Here is a 20,839-nt window from a genome sequence, read left to right as displayed (position 1 = left end):
GCCCCCCCCGCGCTCTCGTATTCCGACCGGCGTCCGACAACTCACATCACCGAGTACACCAAGCGCTGACACCGCTCGATCATCTCCTCGGCCGATCTGCCGGGATGACGCAACCACCAGTCGACGACCGCGGTCACCGCTCCCATCCAGATCTCGGTCAGGATCTCCGTATCGTCCTCGTCCCGGACATCGGCGGACGAGCTCACGGCACGCACCCCCCGGGTCGCCTGATCCGCGATCGTGACCCGCAACCGCTTGGCCTGTTCCGCGCCGGATGTGCCATGCGGCACGGATCGGTCGTGGATCAGGTTCCAGTCGCTCGGACGGGCCTCGAGGGCCGTGAAGATGGCGGCGAGTGTGGCCTGCGCCATCTCGGGCGCCGGCCGGGGCGGACTGATCGCCGCCTCGATCCCCGGCACCAGGTTCGCGGCCGCACGCGCTACGCAGGCCGCGTACAGCGCATCCTTCGACCCGAAATACGCGAGTATCAGCGCCTTGCTCACCCCGAGACGATCCGCCACGTCGGCGACCGACGCTCCCGCGTACCCCACCTGCCCGAACGCGAGAGAGGCCGCGTCGAGCACCTGCGCCTCACGTTCTGCCCGCGGAAGCCTCGGTGTGCCCGGCGTTCGCGCGGGCGGTGTCGCCTCGATGGATGCCATGCTCACGACGGTATCCGGTCCTCCTGAACCGAGACATCGGTGGAGCCGGTCAGCGGCGCCCACCCGGGCGGACCGAACACGTAGCCCAGCCGCGCCCGCCAGGTCGTCGCACGGCGCACGTCACGCCAGATGTTCCCGTACTCGTAGTACTGAAGATGTACCGGGTTGTGGGACTCGACCGGTTTGGTCAGGCCGTAGGTCGGCGTGTGTAGTTCCTCTTGAAACGTCCCGAACATCCGATCCCAGACGATCAGAATGCCGCCGTAGTTCCGGTCGAGGTAGATGTCGTCCGAGCCGTGGTGTACCCGGTGATGACTAGGCGTATTGAGTACGAATTCGACCGGTGCCCAGAGTTTTCCGACCCGTTCGGTGTGGCTGAAGAACTGGTACACGAGGTTCGCGCCGAACATCGCATAGATCGTCCAGGGCTCGAAACCCAACAGCGGCAGGGGCATCCAGAAGATGGCCTCCGACCACGGGTTCCACTTCTGCCGTAGCGCGGTCCCCAGGTTGAAGTACTCACTGGAGTGGTGCGCCTGATGCGCCGCCCAGCCGATGCGGACTCGATGCGAGAACCTGTGGTTGCAATACCAGGCCAGATCGATCACCACCGCCAGCAGCGCCCAGCTCCACCAAGTGTCGGCCGGGATGTGCCATGGAGCGAAACGGACCCACAGGAAGACGAACAGCACGAGCGTCAGCAGCTTGAAACCGGTCATGAACACCAACGCGCCCATGCCCATCGACAGGCTCGTGCGGGTATCGATTCCCGAATAGCCCCTGCCATGGGCATCCGCCTCGTGCCGGGCGTCATACGCGTAGAAACCCGCTTCGATCGCGATGCACACGGCGAAGACCGGCAGTGCATACAGGATCGGATTCTGCATGTTCTCCCACAGTGTGGCGACCAGGTGCATGACGAACCCTCCTCTTTTGACCTATCGGTCATATTACCGATCGGTCAAAACAAGTCAAGCGCTCACACCGCAGGTCGTGACAGCCCCTCCCCGTAGCCTGGCGACCATGAACGACGTGGAGATCACGGTGCGGGGCTCGCATCGCGTGTACGCAGCGTCCGAGCGCGCGACCGTCGCGCTCACGGTGGCTCTGGAGGGACCGTCGCCCGACTCCGTGTACGCGGACGTCGCTCCGTCCGCGCGGGCGCTCGCCGACGACGTCAGCGGTCTGCACGATCCGGCGGCGGGCGCCGTCACGTGGTGGTCCAGCGAACGGTTGGCGACGTGGGCGACGAGGCCGTGGCACAAGGAGGGCGAGCGACCGCCCCTCGTGCACCACGCACGGGTCCGGTTCCGGGTGAAGTTCCGGGACTTCGCCGAACTCGGCCGCTTCACCGCCCGGTCCATCGAGATCCCGGGCGTGGATGTGGACGACACGACGTGGGCGCTCACCGAGAAACGCCGCGAAGCGTTGGTGGCGGAGGTCCGCACCGCGGCGGTCCGGGACGCCCGCGCCCGGGCGCAGGCCTACGCCGACGCACTCGGGCTGGGCGTGGTGCGACCGGTCGCGATCGCGGATCCGGGGATGCTGGGCGCAGGAGGAACCGGGGACGCGCCGCCGCAGGCCAGGTTCGCTCTGGCGTCAGCGGGCGGACCGGCCGGAGGTCCGCCGGTCTCCCTCACACCCGAGCAGATCACGATCGAGCAGTCCGTCGACGCCAGGTTCCGGCTGGCCTGAGCGGACACGCCGGCCCGAGGTCGTGATCACACAGCGTCGGCGGACCGCCCGGTGCTGCGGTGGCCCAGGGCGGCGACCTCGATCATCAGCAACACCATCGCAGCGGCTACCACGGTGAAGACCAGTCCCCCGCCGTGCGAATCCAGCAGCGGCAGGAGCACGAACGGCAGGACCGCGGTGACGATCTTGGACAGCGAGTACGCGGCGCCCGCGGCGGTGCCACGGATCGCCGTCGGGTAGGAATCGGCCAGGTACACGTGATACGCGTTCGAGAACAGATTGGACGCGCATGTGTATAGGAAGCCGGCGGCGACGATCTGCGTCGCGCCGTCGGCGAATCCGAACCACAGGCCGAAGACGGCCATCGCGCCGGCGGACGCGATGACGAGGTACTTGCGCTCGATCCGCTCGACGATCGGCACAGCGAGCGCGGCGCCCAGCGGGTAGCCGAGGTACGACAGCGCCACGAACAGCAGCGACGTCTGCACGGTGTGGCCGTTCGCCACGAGCACCAGCGGCGCAACCGTGCCGAATCCGTAGTAGCCGAAGACCTCCAGCGCTGACAGCAGCCAGAGCATGACGGTGCGCCGCGCGTACGGGTGGCGGAATAGATCCGCGATGCGGATGGACTCGAACCGGACGGGACGCAGGGCACCGTCGGGCTCGGCCAGGGTATGCCCCGCGGCGACGGCCTGGTCCTCGAGCCGACGGACGATGGCGTCGGCCTCGTCGACGCGCCCCTGCGCCTCTAGCCAGCGCGGCGACTCGGGCAGCCCGCGCCGCACCAACCACACGGCGAGCGACCCGAGCGCTCCGAACACGAACAGCAGCCGCCAGCCGTCGAACGCGAACCCTGCGACGTCGAGGTGAAGAGGGGTGAGCCAGCGCGCCAGGAAGCCCACGACGGGGACGCCCAGGAACGAGATCACGTAGGCGAGCGATATGTACTTGCCTCGCACCGCCTTCGGAAGGAGGTCGGAGAGATAGGAGTCGGCGAGGGCGTACTCGGCGCCGATCCCGATGCCCGCGAAGAAGCGCGTGACGACGAGGAAGGCGGGATTCGGACTGAAGGCCCCGAGCAGCGAGAACGCCGAGTAAAGAGCGAGATTCACCATGAACGCCCGGCGCCTGCCGACCCGGTCCGCGAACCGCCCCATCACGAGCGCGCCGAGGAACTGGCCCACGAACGCCGACGCGAGCAGCCATTTGAGCTCGGTGCCGCCGAGGTGGAACTGCTTCGACAGCACCGCTGAGATCGTGCCGGCGAGGAAGTTCTCGTAGGCGTCGAAGAACAGCCCCAGCCCGATGACGCCGACCGCGAACCAGTGGAGCCGGGTCATGGGTAGGCGGTCGAGGCGGGCCGCGATGGATGCGTCGGTGGTGGTCGCCATAGGCTGAATCTACTTCTGGACACGAATCAGACATCGCCGGCCACCGGAAGTGCCCGATCCGCCGAGTTTCGCCCGCAGACTCGCGGCGTGTGCCGCGGTGCGATTCAATGGCGCGCGGAGCGGTGCGCCCTATGCGCCGCGTACACACCTCAGGAGCACGAAATGATCGTGGACTGCGCGCACTACGTCGACGGCCGCCGCCAGAGCGATGGCCCCCTCCCGGTCGCGGAGGCCGCCGAGTACTGCACGGACGCCGGCTTCGTGTGGCTCGGCCTGTTCGAGCCGACCGACCAGGAGATGGCCGAGGTGCGAGAGGCATTCGGTCTGCACGAGCTCGCCGTCGAGGATGCCAGCACGTTCCATCTGCGCCCCAAGGTCGAGGTCTTCGAGCCGGATGTCACCCTCGTCATCCTGCGGACGGCCCGGTACGACGACGCCCGCGAGGAGGTCGACTTCGGCGAGATCAGCGTGTTCGTCGGTCCCAAGTTCGTCATCACGGTGCGGCAGGGGGTCGCGAGCGAACTGCACGCCGCCCGCGCGCGCCTAGAGGCGCATCGCCAGCTGATGGCCCAGGGCACCGACGCGGTGCTGTGGGCGATCCTTGCGCAGGTGGTGGAGGGATACGAGCCCGTCGTGGCCGGTTTGGAGCACGACATCGAGGAGATCGAGGGGACCGTCTTCTCGGGCACGGTGGCACCAACGGAACGCATCTACCTGCTGCGCCGCGAGGTCACCAACTTCTACCGCGCGGCGCACCCGCTGCTGTCCGTCGTCGCGAGCCTCGAGAAGTCGAACACCCACGCACAGCTCGCGCCGTACCTACGGGACGTCCACGACAGCCTGCAGCTGATCAACGAGGAGGTGGCGGCGCAGCGCGACCTGCTCGGCACGATCCTGCAAGCGAACATGGCGGTGCTGTCGGTCGAACAGACCCAGGTGGGCATGCGGCAGAACACCACGATGGAGCGCCTCACGGTGCTGTCCACAGTCTTTCTGCCACTGACCTTCGTCACCGGCTTCTTCGGTCAGAACTTCGAGTGGTTGACCGGCCACATCGACAGCTTCTGGACGTTCCTGATCTTCGGCATCGGCGGCCTCGCGGTGCCGCTGATCGTCCTGCGGCTCTGGCTGCGTCGCACCCAGCGGGCAGCGGAGGCCGAGGCGGCCCGGGCCGCCCTGCGTCACGGGATCACCGCGGCGGACTGAGGCGTTGACACGCCGCGCACGCTCTGGTGAGGTCCTTCTGTGACCTACCTACCGGATAGCGCGCGGGTCGCCCGCATCGTCGTCTCCGTGGCCGACCTCGAGCGGGCGCTCGGGCTCTACCGCGACGTGTTGGGTCTTTCCCTCACCCACCAGGCGGGCGAACTGGCGTTCCTCCAGGCCGGCGACATACAGGTGATGCTGCACGAGCGCGCCGTCGACGGCGGCGACGCGGCCGTGGCGGTCACGTTCGCGGTTCCGGCCCTCGACGGTGCGGTGGACGCCTGGGTCGAGCGGGGAGGCGCTGTCGTCGACCCGCCCGCCTTGCAACCGTGGGGCGAGCGGCAGGCCGTCGTCCGCGATGCGGACCGCCACATCCTGTGCCTCATCGAGGCTCGGCCCGCAACCGCATCGCAAGCCTCCGTCAACCAGGCATGAATACCGTCGGCCCCGACCGCGCACAGCCCACGGAAGGAACGGCCGCATCATGCACTCCACCGCGACTCTCGCTCGACGCCTCACCGCCGTCTCGCTGCTCACGCTCGCGGTCTCCGCGGGCGCAGCGGTGACCGCCGGAGCCGCCGACGCCTCACCCGCTGTAGGCAGCCCGTGCATCGGCGCCGAGATCGGGAAGCGCGCCGTGACGCCGGGCGGCACCCGGATCGTCTGCGACGATTACCGATGGGTGCTCGATCATGGTCAGGTCACCCGCCACCCTTGGGCCGACGATCAACGCTGACGCCCGAGTACCCTGGGGTCGTGCGGACCACCGTCCCGGCGTGGGAACCCGCCGCCCCCACGCACGAGGATTCCGATGCCGACGAACGGCTCGCGACCGCGGCGGATCTGTTGGCGGGGCGCCGCATCGTCGCCCTCACCGGTGCCGGGGTCTCGACGGCGTCCGGCATTCCCGACTACCGAGGACCGGACTCCCCCGCCCGCACGCCGATGACGCTGCAACAGTTCCTGGGCTCCGCCGACTTCCGGCGCCACTACTGGGCCCGCAACCACCTCGGGTGGCGGCACATGGACGCCGCTCGGCCCAATGCCGCACACCGTGCGCTGGCGCGCATGCCGGGCGTGACGGGGGTGATCACGCAGAACGTCGACCTGCTCCATCTCAAGGCCGGTTCGGCGAACGTGCTCGACCTCCATGGCAACTTCGCCCGAGTTCGCTGCCTGACCTGCGGCGCGAGGATGAGTCGGCACCGCCTCCACTCGATCCTGGAGCCACGCAATCGCCACTTCACGGCGCGCATCGCGAACCGCGGCGCGCTCGAGGTGGCACCCGACGCCGACGTTGTCGTCGCCGACACCACCGACTTCGTCATGGTCGACTGCGCGTGCGGCGGGATCCTCAAACCGGACATCGTATACTTCGGCGAATCGGTCCCCAGAAATGTTGTTGCACAAGCCTATTCGATGATCGACAGCGCTGATTCGCTGCTCGTGCTCGGCACGTCGCTCACCGTCCAGTCGGGGCTGCGCTTCGTTCGGCACGCCTCCCGGGCCGCGAAGCCGATCGTCGTCGTCAACCGCGGCGGAACGCGCGGCGACGCCCTCGCGACCGTCAAGATCGACTGCGACGTCGCCTACGCGACCGAACGCCTACTCGCCCTGCTCTGACGCTCACGCGCCGTCGCCGTGATCCGCGCGCTCCTGCCAGCTCGAGGTGATGCGGCTACTCGAACTCGATGAGTAGGTCCCCGCCTTCGACCTGACCGACCGGGTTGATCGCGATCCGCTTGACGGTGCCGCCGGTAGGCGCGGTGACAGCCGCCTCCATCTTCATGGCCTCGATTGTGCCGATCTGGCCACCGTCGTCCACCTCGTCGCCCGCGGCGACGGTCACCGTGACGACGCCGGAGAACGGCGCCGCAACGTGCTTGGGATTGCCGGTCTGGGCCTTCTCCGCCGCGGCGACGTCGAGATCGAGGTGCCGGTCGCGGACCAGCACAGGCCGCATCTGCCCGTTGAGCAGACACAGCACGTTGCGCATGCCGCGCTCGTCCGGCTCACTGATGGCCTCGAGCCCGATCAGCAGCTCGACGCCCTTCTCCAACTCGACCCTGTGCTCCTCGCCCTGCCGCAGCCCGTAGAAGAACTGATTCGTCGACAGTGACGATGTGTCGCCGTACGCCGCGCGGTGCTCCTCGAACTCCTTGGTGGGGGCGGGAAACAGAAGGCGATTCAGGGTCGCGCGGCGCACGGCACCGTCCTCGCCGGCGAGGGCGGCCTCGTCGTCGGCGGTCAGCTCGACGACGCCCTTCGCGGGGCCGCGGCCCTCCAACGCCTTGGAGCGCAACGGTTCCGGCCAGCCGCCCGCCGGGTCTCCCAACTCGCCGCGGAGGAAGCCGACCACGCTGTCGGGTAGGTCCTGTTTGGCGGGATCGGCGGCGAACTCCTCCGCGCTCACCCCGCTGCCGACGAGCGCGAGCGCGAGATCACCTACCACCTTCGACGACGGGGTGACCTTGATCAGCCGTCCCAGCATGCGGTCGGCCGCGGCGTACGCGGCTTCGACCTCCTCGAACCGGTCGCCCAGCCCCAGAGCGATGGCCTGCTGCCGCAGGTTCGACAACTGCCCGCCGGGGATCTCGTGCGTGTACACACGTCCCGTGGGCGACGGCAGCCCGGACTCGAAGGGGCGGTATGTAGTGCGCAACGCCTCCCAGTAGGGCTCGAGATCACACACGGCCGTGAGGTCCAGCCCGGTGTCCCGCTCGGTGTGAGCGGTCGCGGCGACGATCGACGACAGGGACGGCTGACTCGTGGTACCCGCCATCGGCGCGGAGGCACCATCGACCGCGTCCGCGCCCGCCTGCAGTGCCGCGAGGTACGTCGCCAGCTGACCTCCCGGGGTGTCGTGCGTGTGCACGTGCACGGGTAGGTCGAACTCCTTGCGCAACGCTCCCACGAGGGTGGCGGCGGCGGGGGCCCGCAGCAATCCCGCCATGTCCTTGATCGCCAGCACGTGCGCCCCCGCATCGACGATCCGCTCGGCCAAGGCCAGGTAATAGTCGAGCGTGTACAGCTTCTCAGCCGGATCGGACAGGTCGCCGGTGTAACAGAGCGCCACCTCGGCGATCGTCGTACCGGTCTCGCGGACCGCGTCGATCGCGGGGCGCATCTGGTCGATATTGTTGAGCGCGTCGAAGATTCGGAAGATGTCGACGCCCGTTGCCGCGGCCTCCGCGACGAACGCCGAGGTGACGGCCTCGGGGTACGGGGTGTACCCGACGGTGTTCCGCCCCCGCAGCAGCATCTGCAGGCAGATGTTCGGCATCGCTTCGCGCAGCTGCGCCAGCCGCTCCCACGGATCCTCCTTGAGGAACCGCAGCGCCACATCGTAGGTCGCGCCGCCCCAGCATTCCACCGACAACAGCTCCGACGTCGTCCGCGCCACGTAGGGCGCGACCGCGAGCAGCGATGCCGAGCGGACGCGGGTCGCCAGCAGCGACTGATGCGCATCGCGGAACGTCGTGTCCGTGACACCGAGAGCCTTCTGCTCGCGCAACGCGCGGGCGAAGCCCTCCGGCCCCAACTCCGCGAGCCGCTGCTTCGAACCCGACGGCGGCGGCACCGACAGGTCCACCGACGGCAGCTTCTCGGCCGGGTACACCGCCGTGGGCCGGTCACCGTGCGGCTTGTTGACCGTGACGTCGGCCAGGTAGTTCAGGATGCGGGTGCCGCGGTCGGCCGAGACCCGAGACGTCAGCAGCTCCGGATGCGTCTCGATGAACGCCGTCGTCACCCCGCCCGCCTGGAAGTCCGGATCGTCCAGGACCGCCTGCAGGAAAGGGATGTTCGTCGATACACCGCGGATGCGGAACTCGGCCACCGCACGCCGCGCGCGGGCGATCGCCGCCGGCAGGTCCCGACCGCGGCACGTCAGCTTCACCAGCATGGAGTCGAAGTGCGCCTCGACCTCCGCACCCGCCGAAGTCGACGAGTCGAGCCGGATACCCGCGCCGCCCGGGGTGCGGTACGCCGTGATGCGGCCGACGTCGGGCCGGAAACCGTTAGCCGGGTCCTCGGTCGTGATGCGGCACTGCAGCGCCGCACCGCGTGCATGGATGTCCTCCTGCGCGAGGCCGAGGTCAGCCAGGGTCTCCCCCGCCGCGACCCGCAGCTGCGACGCGACCAGGTCGACGTCCGTGATCTCCTCGGTGACCGTGTGCTCCACCTGGATCCGCGGGTTCATCTCGATGAAGACGTAGTTGCCCGCCGGGTCCAGCAGGAATTCGACGGTGCCCGCGCACGAGTACCCGATGTGCCGGGCGAAAGCGACTGCGTCCGAGCAGATCCGCTCGCGCAGCTCCGGCGAGAGACCGGGCGCCGGAGCCATCTCGATCACCTTCTGGTGCCGTCGCTGGACCGAGCAGTCGCGCTCGAAGAGGTGCACCACGTCCCCGTCGCCGTCAGCGAGGATCTGCACCTCGATGTGGCGCGGATCGACGACCGCCTGCTCCAGGAACACGGTCGGGTCGCCGAACGCGGCGTCGGCCTCGCGCGACGCCGCCTCGATCGCCGCCCGCAGGTCCGCGAGATCGTCGACCTTGCGCATGCCACGCCCGCCGCCCCCCGCGACGGCCTTGACGAAGATCGGCGCCCCGATCTCCTCCGCGGCCGCCACCAGTTCCTCCGGATCCGACGACGGCGCGGACGACTTCAGCACCGGCAGCCCGGCCTCGCGGGCCGCTGCGATCGCCCGCGCCTTGTTACCCGTCAGCCGCAACACGTCCGCGGACGGGCCGACGAAGGTTATGCCGGCCTCCGCGCACGCGTCGGCAAGCTCCGGATTCTCGGACAGGAAGCCGTAACCGGGGTACACGGCGTCCGCACCGCACTCCTGCGCGGTCCGCACGATCTCGTCGACCGACAGGTACGCGCGCACCGGATGCCCGATCTCGCCGATCTGATAGGCCTCGTCGGCCTTCATGCGGTGCAACGAGTTTCGATCCTCGTACGGGTACACCGCTACCGTTCCGGATCGCAGTTCCACCGCCGCCCGGAAGGCGCGGATGGCGATCTCACCGCGGTTGGCGACGAGCACCTTCTGGAAGCGGGCGGGCTGGGGCGCGAGATCGGTCATCGACGGCTCCTGTCTTCTCGCTCGGAGAACGCGGCCGGGGTGTGGCCACTGACAGTAGAGGTTATCGGTCGGGCCGCGCCGCCTGTGCCTCAGGTCACGACCGATTGTGACCGGCTAGAGCCCCGCGTGCGCCAGCGCCGCGGCTGCCTCGTCGCCCTGTGCCACGTCGCGCGCCGAGCAGCACAGCAGGTTCGCTCCCGCGCGCACCGCGGCGACGGCACGGTTGCCCGTCGAGCCGTACCGCGCGAGGGAGCCTGCCTCTAGCGCGTCGGTGATGATCGTGCCGTGGAAGCCGAGACGGCCACGCAACTGGCCCTGCAGAATCGTGCGGGACATACCGGCCGGGTTCGCCGCATCGAGCGACGGATAGACGGCCCATGAGGGCATGACCATCTTGACACCGGCAGCGATCGCGGCGGCGTACGGCGCCATGTCGACGGACTGCAGGGTGGCTGCGGGGAGACCGATCGTCACGGCCGCCTCGTCGGTGTTCGCGCCCGCGGGCGCCGCTCCGAGCCCCGGGAAGTGCTTGGCGCACGCCGTGATACCGGCACCCTGCGCGGCGCGGATGAACGCGGCGGCGCACTCCGCCACGACCTTGGGGTCCGACGAGAAACTGCGGCCCGTGGAATCGAGGAAGTCGCCCGCCGACCGGTACACGCCGAGCACGGGGGCGAGGTCGCCGCTCAGACCCGCACCACGCAGCGTGGCCGCCGCGGTCGCGCCCTGGGACCGCGCGGCCGCTGCGGGATCCGAGGAGGCGCCCACCGATTTCGCCGAAGCACCGGGGCCGCCGGGCACACGGTTGACCTGGCCGCCCTCCTGGTCGGTGAGCAGGGCCAACGGACCGGGCGCAGCCTTGCGGAACTCGGCCGCCACGGCCGCGAGCTGGCTCGCGGAGGAGATGTTGTCGGAGAAGAAGATCACGCCTCCGACCTCGCCCTTGGAGACCTTGGTCAGCAGCGCAGCAGGCGGCGTCAGGCCGGGATACGAGTACACCACCTTCTGCCCCGCGCTCGCGGGTGCGGCTGCGGCCCTGCCCGCCGCCAGCACGGTCAGAGCGGCGCCCGCGCCGGCGGCCAGGAACGTCCTACGGTCGAGGTTCGACATAGTGCAGCACCGTACCCGACCGTGCCGGCTCAGTGGGCGTCCATGACGGCGACGACCGACATCGTCGGCACCAGCTCGATACCCGCCTGCGCGGCGGTACCGTGCACGACGGCCCATATCGCGGTCTGCAGGAACGTGGCGAGCCCATCGGCGTCGATCTCGTGCCGCGTGTTGGCGAGCCACCTGTTGACCGCGGCGTCCACCAGACCGATCAGCCCGAACGCCAGAGACTCCGCCACCGCGGTGTCCGCACCGTGGGCGCGGAGCACGGATGCAGCCAGACCACTCACGCGCAGCGCGATCTCGGTCTTCGTCTCGGTCACGGCACGCGCCCCGACCGTGCGCCGCGTGCGCGAACCGATCGACAGGAACTGATGTAGTCGCGGATATTCGACGATCCACCTGACGTAGGTGTCGACGGCCGACGCGATGGCCTCCTCAAGTGTGCCCTGCGGGTCGAGCGAGGGCGCCAGGCGGATGCTCAGCTCCCGCAGGATGCGAGCGCGCAACTGCTCGTCGAGATCGGCACGGTCTGCGAACACGCGGTAAACGACCGATCGAGGCACGGATGCGCGCCGGGCGATGTCCTGGACACTCACGTCCGCCCCGCGCTCGGCGACCACCTCCACCGCGGCGCCGAGGATCGCATCGCGCCGCTGCGCCTTGTGGTCGTCCCACCTGGTCACGCGCCCGTCGGGCGGTGCGGTGGCGGAGTCTGTGCTGCCGGACATCTGACGATGGTAACGGCAGCCCTCTTGACGGGACACTGTGTTACAGATACTTTCCTGTAACAGCGTGTCCCGCATACCAGCGACGAGGGAGCCCTTGTGTCCAGAGTGTTTGTGATCGGTGTCGGCATGACCAAGTTCGAGAAGCCGGGTTCCCGCGAGTGGGACTACCCGGACATGGCACGCGAGTCCGGCTCGAAGGCGCTCGAGGATGCCGGCATCGAGTACCGCGACGTCGAGCAGGCGTATGTCGGCTACGTCTACGGCGAGTCCACCTCCGGCCAGCGCGCGGTGTACGAGCTGGGCATGACCGGTATTCCGGTGGTCAACGTCAACAACAACTGTTCCACCGGTTCGACGGCCCTCTACCTCGCGACTCAGGCCGTGCGCAGCGGCCAGGCGGACTGCGCCCTGGCCCTGGGCTTCGAGAAGATGCAGAAGGGCTCGCTCGGCTCGACATACGACGACCGCGAGCAGCCGATGATGCGTCACCTCCTGGCGCTCGCCGAGTTGCAGGAGTTCGCGATGCCGCCTGCGCCGTACATGTTCGGCGCAGCGGGCAAAGAGCACATGGAGCGCTTCGGCACCACGGCCGAGCAGTTCGCGAAGATCGGCGTGAAGAACCACCGGCACTCACAGAACAACCCGTACGCCCAGTTCCAGGATCCCTACACGCTCGACGAAGTGCTCGCGTCGAAGCCGATCTACGGCCCCCTCACCAAGCTGCAGTGCTCCCCGACATCCGACGGCTCGGGTGCAGTCGTGGTCGCGAGCGAGGATTTCGTCGACCGCCACGGCCTGTCCCAGCAGGCGGTCGAGATCGTGGGCCAGGCGATGGTCACCGATCTGGCCAGCACTTTCGACGATAAGAGCGCGATCACCCTCGTGGGTGCAGACATGACCCGCACGGCGGCGCGGATGGTCTACGAACAGGCCGGGATCACCGCCGACGATGTCGACGTGATCGAGCTGCACGACTGCTTCTCCACCAACGAGCTGCTGACCTACGAGGCGCTCGGGCTCTGCGCCGAGGGCGAGGGCGGCAAGCTGGTCGACAACGACGACACCACCTACGGCGGCCGCTGGGTGGTAAACCCGTCCGGCGGCCTCATCTCCAAGGGACACCCGCTCGGTGCCACGGGGCTGGCACAGGCGAGCGAGCTGACCTGGCAGCTGCGCGGCCGCGCGGACGCCCGGCAGGTCGACGGTGCGAAAGTCGCCCTGCAGCACAACATCGGCCTCGGTGGCGCCGTGGTCGTGACCGCATACCGCCCAGCCGAGCGCTGACCCGAAGCCCCCTTCCACCCAACACCCTTCAGGAGTAAACCCATGGCATCCGTGTCTGTTTCCGTCTCCCTTCCCTCCGAACCCCAGAAGACCTGGGACACCCTCGCCGACGCCGCACGGTGGGAGGAGTGGCTGTCCATCCACCAGAAGTGGAAGGGCGAGCCGCCCACGGACTACGCGGTCGGCACTCGGTTCACGGAAGTCGTTTCCGTGATGGGCATGGCGAACAAGATCGAGTGGACGCTCGACGAGGTGGACATCCCCAACCGCATGAAGATGTCCGGCACCGGCATGGCCGGCGTGGTCGTGGAACTCGCCCTCGCGGTGGAGCCCGACGGCGCCGGGTCGACCGCCAGCATCGAGTGCAGCTTCACGGGCACGATGATCGTCGGGCCGATCGGCAAGGCCGTCGCGAAGAACGCCAAGGCAGACCTCGAGACCTCGCTGGCGAAGTTCTCCGAGCTGGTGGCGTGACCGGCGTATGACGACCCCCACCGTCGAATTCGACGCTTCGGGCCTGGGCGAATGGACGGATCCCGAGCCGTTCGCGGTCACCGCGGAGAGGATCGCGGAATACGCTGCGGCAACCAATGATCCGATCGAGAAGCACCTCCGGGGTGAGATCGCCCCGCCGGTGTTCGCGGTGGTGCCCGTGTTCCTGTCGATGGCGCCCGCGGCGCTGTCGGTCGCACCGGTCGAGCTGCTCATGAAGCTCGTACACGGCGAGCAGGACTTCCACTTCCACCGACCCATCCATCCCGGTGACCAACTCATCGCGCGTGCGAAGCCGATCGGCTTCACCGGCCGCGACAACGGTTCGACCGTCGTCGTGTACGCGGAGACCCGCACCGAAGCAGGTGAGCTCGTGAACGAGCAGTGGATGACGGCGTTCTTCCGCAATGTCGACGCCGGTCAGGGCGTGGGCGAAGCCGCCCCCGGGCATCGGTTCGATGAGACACTCCGCTCCGCAGAGCCCGCCGCCACGGTCGTGCAGCACATCGACGAGGACCAGACGTTCCGCTACTCCCCTGCGTCGGGCGACCCTATGCCGATCCACCTGGACGACGAGATCGCCCGCATGTCAGGGCTTCCCGGCATCATCAACCACGGGCTGTGCACGATGGCGTTCACATCGTGGGCGGCCCTCACCGAGTTCGCCGACGGCGACACCGAGCGGCTGCGCCGGTTGGCCGTACGCTTCGCGAAACCCGTTCTGCCGACGCAGGACATGACGACCCGGATCTGGAATGCCGGGCCCGAGGCGGACGCGACCCGCTACGCCTTCGAGACCACGGTCGGCGATGACCTGGTGATCAAGGACGGCCTCGCGATCATCGCTTGATCCACTGGCCACCACATCGAAGAGGAGACACGAAATCCCATGGGAAGCTTGGACGGTCGCGTAGCGATCATCACCGGCGCGGGTCGCGGTATCGGCCGCGAGCATGCGCTGCTCTTCGCCTCCGAGGGCGCCGCGGTCGTCGTGAACGACCTCGGAGGCGCCAATGACGGCAGCGGGTCCGACGCGGGCCCGGCGCAGTCCGTGGTCGACGAGATCGTCGCCGCGGGTGGGCGCGCGGTCGCCAACACCGACTCGGTGGCGGACTGGGCGGGCGCGCAAAGCCTCGTGCAGCAGGCCGTCGACGAGTTCGGCCGGCTCGACGTCCTGGTCAACAACGCGGGCATCCTGCGCGACGCATTCATCGCCGGCATGGAGGAGAGTCAGTGGGACGCGGTGCTCGCGGTGCATCTCAAGGGCCACGCCGCCACGCTGCGCCACGCGGCCGCCTACTGGAAGGCCGAGTCGAAGGCGGGCCGCCCGGTGAATGCCGCCGTGGTCAACACCGCGTCGGCATCGGGAACCTTCATGCCCAACGCCGGGCAGGGCAACTACGGCGCCGCCAAGGCCGGCATCGCGGCGCTCACCCTTGTCGCGGCTGAGGAGCTCGATCGGTACGGGGTGCGCGTCAACGCGATCGCACCCATCGCGCGTACCCGTCTCACTCTCGCGACGCCCGGTATGAACGCGCTGTTCGCGGCCGAGGTGCCCGAGGGTGAGTTCGACCCGTTCGCCCCGGCGAACATCTCGCCGCTGGTCGCGTACCTCGCAGGTGCCGACTGCACCCTCACCGGAAAGGTGTTCGCAGTGCAGGGCGGCGCCATCTCGGAGCTGGCCGGGTGGCACGACGTGTCCACGTTCGAGAGCGACGGGCCCTGGACCATCACCGACATCGCGGCGAAGCTGGGCTGACGACATGGCGCCCAAGGGCTACGAGCTCGGAATCGGGATCGACCCGGACCACGTCGCGCTGGCCGAGTCGGTGCAGGCGTTCACCGCACGGAACGTCACGCGTGAGGTCGTTCGCGCCGCGGTGGACAACGCTGCGGCGCAGCAGGATCCGCCGTTCTGGGATGCGCTGGTCGCGCAGGGCCTGCTCGGCCTGGCGGTGCCGGAGGAGCGCGGCGGGCAGGGTGCCGGGCTGGTGGCACTCGCAGTCGCACTCGAGTCCCTGGGGCGCTCACTCGCCCCGGGTCCACTCGTCCCCACCGTCCTCGCGGCGACGCTGCTCGCCGGGAGCGACTGCAAGGCCGCCGTCGATATACTTCCGAGCCTCGTCGACGGGTCGACCGCCGCGGCGGTCGCGCTCGGCCAGCCCTTGGCCGCCACGCCCGACGGGCCGGGATTCCGTGTCACAGGCACCGCGGACGCGGTGCTCGGAGCCGACCGGGCGGAGCGGATTCTGCTACCGATCCGCACCGACGCCCGCACCGCGTGGGTGGTCGTCGAACGAAGTGGTGCACGCGTGACCGAGCAGGACGGTATCGACGTCCTCCGCGGCTCGGGACGGATCGACGTCGAGGACCTGCTGATCGGACCCGACCGCATAGTCGAAGGCCTGACGACGCAGCGGGTGCAGTCCGTCGCCGCGGTGGTACTGGGCGCCGAGGACATCGGCGTCATGTCGTGGTGCGTATCCACTGCGGCCGAATATGCAAGGACCCGAGTACAATTCGGGCGCCCGATCGGCCAGTTCCAGGGCGTCAAACACCGCTGCGCAAAAATGGGTATCGCGCTCGAGCAGGCGCGAGCCGTCCTGTGGGACGCCGCGTCGGCGCTCGATCGAGGCGACGACAGCGCCGACTTCGCGGCGAGCATCACCGCCCTGGTGGTGCCGGACGCCGCGGTTACGTGCGCGCAGGACTGCATCCAGGTGCTCGGCGGCATCGGCTTCACCTGGGAGCACGATGCGCACCTGTACTACCGTCGCGCCCTCGCCCTGAGAGGTGTCGCCGGCACGCACGCGACGCGGGCCGACGAGGTAGCCACGCAGGCTCTCGCCGGGGCTCGCCGCGACACGGACCTCGAACTACCTGCCGAAGCCGAGACGATCCGCGCCGAGGTCCGCGCGGAGTTGGAGCCGATCGCGGCGATCGCCGACGAGGACGAGCTCCTCGCCGTGCTCGGTGACGGCGGATGGGTGCAACCGCACCTGCCCAGCCCCTACGGGCGAGGTGCGTCGCCGCTCGAACAGATCGTCATCGCGCAGGAGATCAAGGCCCTGTCGATTCCGCTCCCGTCACTGCTCATGGGCACATGGGCGGTACAGGCCGTGGTGGCGCACGGCACCGAGAGGCAGAAGACCGAACTGGCCGCCCCCACGCTGCGGGGCGATCTGGTGTGGTGCCAGCTCTTCAGCGAGCCGGGCGCCGGGTCCGACCTCGCATCGCTCACGACCAAGGCCGAACGGGTAGAGGGTGGCTGGAAGGTCAACGGGCAGAAGATCTGGACGTCGGTCGCGCAGTTCGCGGACTGGGGCATGCTGATCGCACGGACCTCGCCGGAGAAGCCCAAGCACGAGGGGATCTCGTACTTCGTACTGGACATGGCCAGTCAGGGTGTCACCGTGCGGCCACTCCGTGAGATGACCGGCTCCGCGCTGTTCAACGAAGTCTTCTTCGACGACGTGTTCGTCCCGGACGACTGCCTCGTCGGAGCGGTCGACGACGGCTGGAACGTCGCTCGCACCACGCTCGCCGGTGAACGCGTCGCACTGGGCCAGAAGATCGAGGCCTATGCCACCGACAAGGATCTGCTGCGGTTCGCACGGTCCCGCGAACTCGGGCCGGTGGCCCGCGTCCGGATGGGCGAACTCATCGCCGACAGCCACGCGCTCGACGTGATCGGGGCGCGCGTAGTACTGAAACAGCTGTCCGGGAGCGACGTCAGCGCCACCTCCAGCGTCGGCAAGTTGCTGGCGATGGCCCTGGGACAGGCGATCTCGGAGTTCGTCGTCGCCGAGCTCGGACCGGCCGGTGTCGTGTCGATCGCGGGTGAACCCAGCGATCTCGCGATGGAGCAACTCATATCGGGGCGCGCGACGACGATCTACGGCGGCACCACCGAGGTGCAGCTCAACGTCATCGGCGAGCGCATGCTGGGGCTGCCGCGCGACGCGGAGCCGCCATCGGACCGCTGACCGATCGCGACCGGATCGTCCCCCACTGTCAGGAGGCTCAGTTCAGCGTGACCACCATCTCCCACAGCGCCACCGCAGAGGTGCCGGTCGATGTCGGCTTCGCCTACGTCGCCGACTACCGAACCGTGCCCCGATGGTTCTTCGGAGTCACACGCTTCGATCCGCAAGGGGGGCTCGACTACGGCCTCGGTGCCATATACGACGCCGAGCTGCGGATCGGACCCAAGGCGTTCACGTCGGTCGTACAGATCACCGAGTTCGAGCAGGACCGCCTGATCACCCTGCGCTCGATCGCGGGCTTCCGCACCTCGTCGCGCTGGGAGTTCACGCCCCATGCCGATGGACGCAGCCGCCTGTTCGTCGAGTTCACCTACGACCTGCCGGGCGGGATCGCAGGCCGGACGCTCGCGAAGATCGTCGAGCCGTTCGCGGTTCAGGCCGTGCGGAACACCGAGGCGACCCTGCGCCGTCAACTCGAGAACGCCTCCGACGCGGCCGACTGACCCGCTGCGTCAGCGCACCGGAACCAGGTCGTCGGCGTGCACGATGGGGCGGCGCATGTCGACCGGCAGATCGAACGTGCCCTGACCCAGCATCCCGCCGATCTCCCCGAAGTCGTAGGCGACTACGCCACGCGCCCGGACGGCGCCGCGTGCATCTCGCAGGTTCACGACGTCGCCGCCGTGGAAGTCGCCCTGGGCCTTGGTGATCCCCGCGGGCAACAGCGACCCACGCCGGTCGACGACGGCGGCTACCGCCCCGTCGTCGAGCGTCAGGTCGCCGTGCACATCGGCCGCATGCCGCACCCAGAACCGGCGCGCGGACAGCCTTGCCGCACGGGGCCGGAAGACGGTGCCGACCCTGGCGTCGCCCAGCGCACGCTCAGCCATCGCCGCAGCGGTGAGCAGCACGGGCACGCCGGCGTCGGCGGCGAGGCGCGCGGCGGACAGCTTCGACGCCATGCCGCCCGTGCCGAGTGCCCCGCCCGATCCAGCGACCACACCGTCGAGGTCCTCCGGACCGTCTACCGCCGAGATCAGGGACGCGCCGCTCCGGCGCGGATCGCCGTCGTAGAGCCCGTCGACGTCCGACAGCAGGATCAGTGCGTCGGCACCCGTCAGGTGCGCTACCAGTGCCGCGAGGCGATCGTTGTCGCCGAAGCGGATCTCGTTTGATGCAACGGTGTCGTTCTCGTTGATGATCGGTACGGCGCCGAGCGTTCGCAGCCGGTCCAGAGTCCGCTGCGCGTTCGCGGCGTGCACCCGCAGGCCCACGTCGTGCGCGGTCAACAGCACCAGCGAGACGGTGCGGCCGTAACGTGCGAACGACCGCTCCCACGCGTTCGCGAGCTGCAGCTGACCCACCGACGCCACGGCCTGCTTGGTCGCGAGGTCCGAGGGCCGCTTCCGCAGCCCGAGCGGTGCCATGCCGGCACCGATCGCCCCCGAAGAGACCACGATGACGTCGGTGCCCTTCTCCAGGCGCGCGACGATCGCGTCGGTGAGCGCGTCCAGACGCGACGACACCAGGCCGCGCTCCAGATCGGTCAGCGCCGAGCTGCCGATCTTCACGACCAGCGACCGAGCCCCCGAGATCGCCTGACGCACATCACCTTCCGCGAGGGCAGAATCGATTCCGTTCGACCCTCGCGTTCTGCTGGCGGCGTCGGACCCGCTCATTCGTCATCGCCTGGGGACGCGAGTCCGCGACGGATGTCGTGCTGACGACGACGCTCGGCCGCGCCGACGCGGTCGTTACGCTCGAGGCGGATGTCGGTGCCGCGCCCGGTGACCGGCACGTCGTCGATGGTCCCCAGCGTGGGCTCCCATTCGAAGCACACGTCGCCGATCGTGACCGGGCAACCCGGCTTGGCACCGAGCTTGACGAGTTCGTCCTCGACCCCGAGCCGGTTGAGGCGGTCCGCCAGATAGCCGACGGCCTCGTCGTTGTCGAAGGCGGTCTGGCGCACCCACCGCTCCGGGCGCGGTCCGCGCACGATGAACCCACCCGGCTGCTCGGGGTCGGAGACGACCTCGAAACCGGACTCGTCGATCGCGATGGGCCGGATGACCGGTCGCCGCGCGACAGGCTCGGCGCGCTCAGCGCGCGACCGCTCGACCATCTCGGCGAGTGCGAACGTCAGCTCACGCAGCCCCTGGTGCGCGACCGCGGAGATCTCGAACACGGGCCAGCCACGGGAGGCGAAGTCACTGCGCACCATGTCTGCGAGTTCCTTCGCGTCCGGCACGTCCGTCTTGTTCAAGACCACGATCCGCGGCCGCGTGGACAGCTCACCCAGCCCCGTGTCGGCGGCCAGCGCGGGCTGGTATGCCGACAGCTCGGCCTCGAGGGCGTCCACGTCGGACACGGGGTCACGGCCGGGCTCGAGTGTCGCGAGGTCGACGACGTGCGCAAGCACCGCGCACCGTTCGAGGTGCCGCAGGAAGTCCAGGCCGAGACCGCGACCCGTGGACGCCCCGGGGATGAGTCCGGGCACGTCGGCGACGGTGAACGTGGTCTCCCCCGCCGAGACCACGCCCAGGTTCGGTGCGAGCGTCGTGAACGGGTAGTCGGCGATCTTCGGCTTCGCGGCGGACAGTACCGACACCAGCGACGACTTACCCGCCGACGGGAACCCCACGAGTCCCACGTCGGCCACGGATTTGAGCTCGAGGACCAGGTCGACGGTGCGGCCCTCCTCGCCGAGCAGTGCGAAGCCGGGGGCCTTGCGCGCCTTGGAGACCAGGGCCGCGTTGCCGAGCCCTCCGCGCCCGCCCTCGGCGGCCACGAACGTATTGCCCGCGCCCACGAGGTCGGCCAGCAGGCGGCCGTCTGAGTCGAGCACCACCGTGCCGTCCGGCACATGCAGTATCAGGTCGGTGCCCGCCTTGCCGCTGCGGTTGCCGCCCTCGCCGGGCTTGCCGTTGGTGGCCTTGAGATGCGGCCGGAAGTGGAAGTCGAGCAGCGTGTGCACCTGCGGGTCGACCTCGAAGACCACCGAACCGCCGTTACCGCCGTTACCACCGTCGGGACCGCCGAGCGGCTTGAACTTCTCGCGGTGGATGGAGGCACAACCGTGCCCGCCGTTTCCGGCGGTGGCGTGCACCGTCACCCGGTCGACGAAACGGGACATGGGAGGTACCTCTTTCCTGGTGAACGATGCGAAGGGGGGGGGGGGGGGGGGGGGGGG

19 protein-coding genes are annotated in these 20,839 nt (G+C 69.2%); 11 read left to right on the top strand and 8 right to left on the bottom strand.

All coding sequences use genetic code 11. From position 1 onward, the window contains the following. Positions 1-41: 41 nt before the first annotated feature. Both P0W64_RS21845 and P0W64_RS21840 read right to left on the bottom strand, forming a co-directional pair. Positions 42-662, bottom strand: coding sequence for a TetR/AcrR family transcriptional regulator (locus tag P0W64_RS21845; RefSeq protein ID WP_275482300.1), 621 nt, complete (start codon positions 660-662; stop codon positions 42-44). Between the two features lie 2 nt (positions 663-664). After that, positions 665-1,579 (bottom strand): sterol desaturase family protein, encoded by a 915-nt coding sequence (locus tag P0W64_RS21840; RefSeq protein WP_275482299.1) that lies wholly within the window; start codon positions 1,577-1,579, stop codon positions 665-667. A gap of 106 nt (positions 1,580-1,685) precedes the next feature. Between P0W64_RS21840 and P0W64_RS21835 the strand changes: the two genes are divergently transcribed. After that, on the top strand, positions 1,686-2,357 hold the full coding sequence (locus P0W64_RS21835; protein WP_275482297.1) for an SIMPL domain-containing protein: 672 nt from the start codon (positions 1,686-1,688) through the stop codon (positions 2,355-2,357). A gap of 26 nt (positions 2,358-2,383) precedes the next feature. Here P0W64_RS21835 and P0W64_RS21830 read toward each other — a convergent pair whose 3' ends face one another. Then, positions 2,384-3,748, bottom strand: coding sequence for an MFS transporter (locus P0W64_RS21830; RefSeq protein ID WP_275482296.1), 1,365 nt, complete (start codon positions 3,746-3,748; stop codon positions 2,384-2,386). 162 nt (positions 3,749-3,910) lie between these two features. Between P0W64_RS21830 and P0W64_RS21825 the strand changes: the two genes are divergently transcribed. The 4 genes from P0W64_RS21825 to P0W64_RS21810 are packed head-to-tail and all read left to right on the top strand — an operon-like array spanning position 3,911 to position 6,577. Next, positions 3,911-4,954, top strand: a complete 1,044-nt coding sequence (locus P0W64_RS21825; protein ID WP_275482295.1) for a magnesium and cobalt transport protein CorA — start codon at positions 3,911-3,913, stop codon at positions 4,952-4,954. A 39-nt stretch (positions 4,955-4,993) separates the two neighbouring features. After that, positions 4,994-5,389 carry a VOC family protein gene (locus P0W64_RS21820; protein WP_275482294.1) on the top strand — a complete coding sequence of 132 codons (396 nt, stop codon included), beginning with the start codon at positions 4,994-4,996 and terminating at the stop codon, positions 5,387-5,389. A gap of 49 nt (positions 5,390-5,438) precedes the next feature. Further along, positions 5,439-5,690 carry a hypothetical protein gene (locus P0W64_RS21815; protein WP_275482292.1) on the top strand — a complete coding sequence of 84 codons (252 nt, stop codon included), beginning with the start codon at positions 5,439-5,441 and terminating at the stop codon, positions 5,688-5,690. A 20-nt stretch (positions 5,691-5,710) separates the two neighbouring features. Continuing rightward, positions 5,711-6,577 (top strand): Sir2 family NAD-dependent protein deacetylase, encoded by an 867-nt coding sequence (locus P0W64_RS21810; protein WP_275482291.1) that lies wholly within the window; start codon positions 5,711-5,713, stop codon positions 6,575-6,577. Positions 6,578-6,632: 55 nt separating this feature from the next. Here P0W64_RS21810 and P0W64_RS21805 read toward each other — a convergent pair whose 3' ends face one another. From P0W64_RS21805 to P0W64_RS21795, 3 genes are all read right to left on the bottom strand, one after another. After that, entirely contained in the window at positions 6,633-10,046 is a 3,414-nt protein-coding gene (locus P0W64_RS21805; RefSeq protein ID WP_275482290.1) for a pyruvate carboxylase, read from the bottom strand. A gap of 114 nt (positions 10,047-10,160) precedes the next feature. Next, entirely contained in the window at positions 10,161-11,156 is a 996-nt protein-coding gene (locus tag P0W64_RS21800; protein ID WP_275482289.1) for a glycoside hydrolase family 3 N-terminal domain-containing protein, read from the bottom strand. Between the two features lie 29 nt (positions 11,157-11,185). Then, positions 11,186-11,887, bottom strand: coding sequence for a TetR/AcrR family transcriptional regulator (locus tag P0W64_RS21795; protein ID WP_275482288.1), 702 nt, complete (start codon positions 11,885-11,887; stop codon positions 11,186-11,188). Between the two features lie 96 nt (positions 11,888-11,983). Here P0W64_RS21795 and P0W64_RS21790 point away from each other — a divergent pair, with 96 nt between their 5' ends. Genes P0W64_RS21790 through P0W64_RS21765 form a run of 6 tightly spaced genes read left to right on the top strand, consistent with a single transcriptional unit; the run spans position 11,984 to position 18,152 of the window. Continuing rightward, positions 11,984-13,171: a lipid-transfer protein gene (locus P0W64_RS21790; protein WP_275482287.1), complete on the top strand. Its 1,188-nt coding sequence runs from the start codon at positions 11,984-11,986 to the stop codon at positions 13,169-13,171. 42 nt (positions 13,172-13,213) lie between these two features. Then, positions 13,214-13,645 carry an SRPBCC family protein gene (locus tag P0W64_RS21785; RefSeq protein ID WP_275482286.1) on the top strand — a complete coding sequence of 144 codons (432 nt, stop codon included), beginning with the start codon at positions 13,214-13,216 and terminating at the stop codon, positions 13,643-13,645. 7 nt (positions 13,646-13,652) lie between these two features. Continuing rightward, positions 13,653-14,513 (top strand): MaoC/PaaZ C-terminal domain-containing protein, encoded by an 861-nt coding sequence (locus tag P0W64_RS21780; RefSeq protein ID WP_275482285.1) that lies wholly within the window; start codon positions 13,653-13,655, stop codon positions 14,511-14,513. Positions 14,514-14,552: 39 nt separating this feature from the next. Next, the gene (locus P0W64_RS21775; RefSeq protein ID WP_275482284.1) at positions 14,553-15,422 is read left to right on the top strand and encodes an SDR family oxidoreductase; all 870 of its coding nucleotides are present in this window, start codon (positions 14,553-14,555) and stop codon (positions 15,420-15,422) included. Between the two features lie 4 nt (positions 15,423-15,426). Beyond that, positions 15,427-17,649 carry an acyl-CoA dehydrogenase gene (locus P0W64_RS21770; protein ID WP_275482283.1) on the top strand — a complete coding sequence of 741 codons (2,223 nt, stop codon included), beginning with the start codon at positions 15,427-15,429 and terminating at the stop codon, positions 17,647-17,649. A 47-nt stretch (positions 17,650-17,696) separates the two neighbouring features. After that, on the top strand, positions 17,697-18,152 hold the full coding sequence (locus P0W64_RS21765; protein ID WP_275482282.1) for an SRPBCC family protein: 456 nt from the start codon (positions 17,697-17,699) through the stop codon (positions 18,150-18,152). 9 nt (positions 18,153-18,161) lie between these two features. On the opposite strand, the gene proB is transcribed toward P0W64_RS21765, so the two are convergent. Beyond that, the gene (gene proB, locus P0W64_RS21760; RefSeq protein WP_275482281.1) at positions 18,162-19,256 is read right to left on the bottom strand and encodes a glutamate 5-kinase; all 1,095 of its coding nucleotides are present in this window, start codon (positions 19,254-19,256) and stop codon (positions 18,162-18,164) included. A gap of 68 nt (positions 19,257-19,324) precedes the next feature. Further along, the gene (gene obgE / locus P0W64_RS21755; RefSeq protein ID WP_275482280.1) at positions 19,325-20,782 is read right to left on the bottom strand and encodes a GTPase ObgE; all 1,458 of its coding nucleotides are present in this window, start codon (positions 20,780-20,782) and stop codon (positions 19,325-19,327) included. Positions 20,783-20,839: the final 57 nt, after the last annotated feature.

Origin of the sequence: Tsukamurella sp. 8F (assembly GCF_029167375.1) — a bacterium.
Taxonomy (GTDB): domain Bacteria; phylum Actinomycetota; class Actinomycetes; order Mycobacteriales; family Mycobacteriaceae; genus Tsukamurella.
The sequence above is the reverse complement of the archived record's forward strand: the minus strand, read 5'-3'. Positions and strand labels throughout refer to the sequence as shown.

Bases quoted from the DNA above. Each gene is read 5' to 3' on its own strand.
- obgE (WP_275482280.1), bottom strand. From the start codon at position 20,782: ATGTCCCGTTTCGTCGACCGGGTGACGGTGCACGCCACCGCCGGAAAC.
- P0W64_RS21785 (WP_275482286.1), top strand. From the start codon at position 13,214: ATGGCATCCGTGTCTGTTTCCGTCTCCCTTCCCTCCGAACCCCAGAAG.
- P0W64_RS21795 (WP_275482288.1), bottom strand. From the start codon at position 11,887: ATGTCCGGCAGCACAGACTCCGCCACCGCACCGCCCGACGGGCGCGTG.
- P0W64_RS21840 (WP_275482299.1), bottom strand. From the start codon at position 1,579: ATGCACCTGGTCGCCACACTGTGGGAGAACATGCAGAATCCGATCCTG.
- P0W64_RS21770 (WP_275482283.1), top strand. From the start codon at position 15,427: ATGGCGCCCAAGGGCTACGAGCTCGGAATCGGGATCGACCCGGACCAC.
- P0W64_RS21815 (WP_275482292.1), top strand. From the start codon at position 5,439: ATGCACTCCACCGCGACTCTCGCTCGACGCCTCACCGCCGTCTCGCTG.
- P0W64_RS21830 (WP_275482296.1), bottom strand. From the start codon at position 3,748: ATGGCGACCACCACCGACGCATCCATCGCGGCCCGCCTCGACCGCCTA.
- P0W64_RS21805 (WP_275482290.1), bottom strand. From the start codon at position 10,046: ATGACCGATCTCGCGCCCCAGCCCGCCCGCTTCCAGAAGGTGCTCGTC.
- P0W64_RS21835 (WP_275482297.1), top strand. From the start codon at position 1,686: ATGAACGACGTGGAGATCACGGTGCGGGGCTCGCATCGCGTGTACGCA.
- P0W64_RS21845 (WP_275482300.1), bottom strand. From the start codon at position 662: ATGGCATCCATCGAGGCGACACCGCCCGCGCGAACGCCGGGCACACCG.
- P0W64_RS21780 (WP_275482285.1), top strand. From the start codon at position 13,653: ATGACGACCCCCACCGTCGAATTCGACGCTTCGGGCCTGGGCGAATGG.
- P0W64_RS21775 (WP_275482284.1), top strand. From the start codon at position 14,553: ATGGGAAGCTTGGACGGTCGCGTAGCGATCATCACCGGCGCGGGTCGC.
- P0W64_RS21800 (WP_275482289.1), bottom strand. From the start codon at position 11,156: ATGTCGAACCTCGACCGTAGGACGTTCCTGGCCGCCGGCGCGGGCGCC.
- P0W64_RS21825 (WP_275482295.1), top strand. From the start codon at position 3,911: ATGATCGTGGACTGCGCGCACTACGTCGACGGCCGCCGCCAGAGCGAT.